Raw genomic sequence first — 2925 nt, 5'->3', positions numbered from 1 at the left:
TGGTAGCCCGTACCGGATTCGAACCGGTGATCTCCGCCTTGAGAGGGCGGCGTCCTGAACCGCTAGACGAACGGGCCGTGAGCACTAGGAGAACAAGCAACTGGCTGGGATGGAGGGAGTCGAACCCCCATTGACGGAACCAGAATCCGCTGTCCTGCCATTAGACGACATCCCAATTGGTTGTTGTCTGCGCTCCTCTGCGCGAGAAAGAATATTACGGGAGTCCCCCCTTCAGTGCAACACTTTTCTTTCGGGAATCCCTATTTTGTGTGCACCTTGTGGATTGCCCAGGTAGATAGCGGTGCGTTCGAACCCCGTTTAAGCTTAGCGAGCGACGGGTCAGAGACAAACTGCTGCAGGTCGATGCTCCGCGTAGCCACGCGCCGCACCAGCGAGGGCGAGTGGGAGACGAAGATCATGCCCATGCCCTCCTCTTCCTGCGTATCGATGAGCGCGCGGACGAGCTGCGCCTGCGTGACGGCATCCAACATGGCCGTCGCCTCGTCGGCAATGAGGTAGCGCGGGGATACCATGAGCGCCCGTACGATGCAGCACCTCATAAGCTCGCCGCCGGACAGCTCCGCGGGAAACCGCGAGAGCCATGCGGCCGATAGCCCGAATCGCTCGCTCAGCAGGTCCCAGCGATCGCCCTCTAGGCCACCCGCCTCGGCAAGGCTGCGACGCATGCGCAGCCGGGGGTCGAACGCCTGCTCGGGATGCTGCCAAAGCTGCTGAACGGCCCTGCAACCAGGCTCTGGGATCCGAAGGCCATCAACCCTCACCTCACCGCGCATCGGGGCCATAAATCCACTCAGAACGCGGCAGAGCGTGCTCTTACCAAACCCGGAGGGAGCTAGAAGCGCCAATCGCTCGCCGGGCTCGACGGAAAGGGATAACCCGGATGCCAGCGGGGCCCGGCCCGGGTAGCCGATGGCCACATCGGCAGCGATCAGGCTCATAGCCCCTCCTCCCCTGCGCGCAAATCACGCGCGCAGAAATCGTGCTCGGGTAGCGCGTGCCAGAGCGCACGCGTAAACGGATGACGCAACAATTTCGGGTCGCGGAAGCTCTCCACCGCGGTCTCCTCAACCACCGCGCCGTCGTGAAAGATCGCCACGCGGTCGCTCACGCGCAGGGCGAGCTCGATATCATGCGTGATGAGCAGCACGCCGCCTCCCTCGTTGGCAAACGTGCGCAGGTCGTCAACGGCGCGCACCGCCAGGTCCAGGTCCAGGCCGGGCGTGGGCTCGTCGGCGATGAGCACCCGCGGCTCCTCCATGAGCGCGCACATGAGCAAGACGCGCCGCGCCATGCCGCCGGAAAGCTCATGGGGATACAGCCGCTCAACACCCTCGTCGAGACCATAGCGTGCGAACAGCTCGCGCTGCCGCCGCATGCGGCGGCGCCGGTCCGCCGACCGCTCGATGCGAGAGGACCCGCGTGCGACGCCGCGCACCTGGGCGCCCACGCGCATCAACGGGTCGAGGTTGGTCACGCTCTGGGGCACCATGGCGATAGCGCGCCCACGCAGCTCTTTCAGCGACCGCGCGTCGAGTGCGCGGCCGTCGAACCATATGCGGCCGCGCACCGTGGCGTTCGGTGCGAACCGACCCATGAGGGCGTCTGCGAGGACGGTCTTGCCCGAGCCGCTCGCCCCCACCAGTGCCAGCACCTCGTTGGTATGAACCGAAAGCGAGAGGCCGTGCAACACCTCGACGGGTTCGAGCCGCGCAGAGAAGTAGGGGGCATCGGCATCGTACATATCGAATGACACGGTCAGATCCTCCACCGAGAGCAAATGGTGCTCACCCGGGTGGCGCGACGCAGCCGCATGACTGTGATGGTGATGAAACTGCTCGGAACCATGCGGGCCATGCGCCACGAAAGCGTCTTCCCCCACCCTCATCGCTGCACCTCCGCTCCGCTCGCAAGGCTGCGCAGGCACGCCCCCATGCCGTCGAACAACAGCACGACGATGACCAACGCCGCGCCGGGAAACACGGCGAGCCACCACGACCCGCTCGACAGATAGGACATGGCCTCGGACAGGATCACGCCGATGGCGGGCTGCTCGGGCGACAGGCCGAAACCCAGAAAGGTGATGGAGGCCTCGTGCAGGATGGCATGGGGGAACATGAGCGCGAGCCCCACGATGTACTGGGGCAGCACCGCCGGCACCACATGGTTGAGAACAAGGCGCATGCGGCCCGTGCCGAGCGCTCGCGAGCATGCGAGAAACGGCTCGGCGCGCACCTGCATCATCTCGGCGCGCAAGACGCGCGCCAGACTCGGCCAGTGGGTAAGCGAGATGCCCACCAGCACGCCCAGCGCACCGCGGCCAAGCGCATAGGAGACCAAGATGAGCAGCACGATATGGGGCACGCTCATGACGACGTCGATGAGCCACTCCACGGCCGCGTCAACAGCCGGACCGCCCACGGCAGCCAGCGCCGCCAGGATAAACGCGATAACCGACGAAACGAGCGCCGATACGAGCCCCAAACCGAGGGAGACGCCGAGTCCGGCGCAGGTCCGCGCCAGCATGTCGCGGCCCATCCAGTCGGTGCCGAACGGATGGGCCAACGAGGGTGCCTGGCTCTTATGGAGGAAATCGACCGTCACAGCGGCGTCGCCGCACAGCGCGCCGGCAGCCCCCACGGCGAGGAGCAGAACCGCCGAGACGCACAGCCCCGCTAGCAGCAGGCGCCTCCGCGACCCGGTGCACGCGCGGCGCGGACGATGATAGATGACCGTGCGGTCGCATACCGCGGTATCGGGATCAGGCATGGCGCACCTCCTTGCGCATACGGGGGTCGAGAAGCAACGCCAGGCCGTCTGCGAGCGCATTTGCAGCGAAGACGAGCATCGCCGACGCCAGCGCTATCCCCACCAACAGCGGCGCATCGCCGCCCAGGCCGGCCGTCA

Annotated in this window: 3 protein-coding genes and 2 tRNA genes; all 5 read right to left on the bottom strand. The window is 66.2% G+C overall.

Features of this window, described 5'->3' with window-relative positions; genetic code table 11:
• The 5 genes from I2E26_RS02485 to I2E26_RS02465 all read right to left on the bottom strand — a co-directional run bounded on the left by I2E26_RS02485 (nucleotide 1) and on the right by I2E26_RS02465 (nucleotide 2787).
• Nucleotides 1–77: transfer RNA gene (locus I2E26_RS02485), tRNA-Glu, on the bottom strand.
• Nucleotides 78–101: 24 nt separating this feature from the next.
• Nucleotides 102–175 (bottom strand) — tRNA-Gln (locus I2E26_RS02480).
• 85 nt (nucleotides 176–260) lie between these two features.
• Entirely contained in the window at nucleotides 261–959 is a 699-nt protein-coding gene (locus I2E26_RS02475; protein WP_195419489.1) for an ABC transporter ATP-binding protein, read from the bottom strand.
• A complete protein-coding gene (locus I2E26_RS02470; RefSeq protein WP_255431910.1) occupies nucleotides 956–1774 on the bottom strand; it encodes an ATP-binding cassette domain-containing protein in 819 nt (272 codons plus the stop codon). The genes I2E26_RS02475 and I2E26_RS02470 overlap by 4 nt, the downstream gene beginning before the upstream one ends.
• 128 nt (nucleotides 1775–1902) lie before the next feature.
• The gene (locus tag I2E26_RS02465; protein ID WP_195419487.1) at nucleotides 1903–2787 is read right to left on the bottom strand and encodes an ABC transporter permease; all 885 of its coding nucleotides are present in this window, start codon (nucleotides 2785–2787) and stop codon (nucleotides 1903–1905) included.
• Between the last annotated feature and the right edge of the window lie 138 nt (nucleotides 2788–2925).

The organism is Collinsella sp. D33t1_170424_A12 (genome assembly GCF_015554865.1).
GTDB lineage: Bacteria > Actinomycetota > Coriobacteriia > Coriobacteriales > Coriobacteriaceae > Collinsella.
Note: the sequence above shows the minus strand (reverse complement) of the source record. Positions and strands in the feature narration are given on the sequence as shown.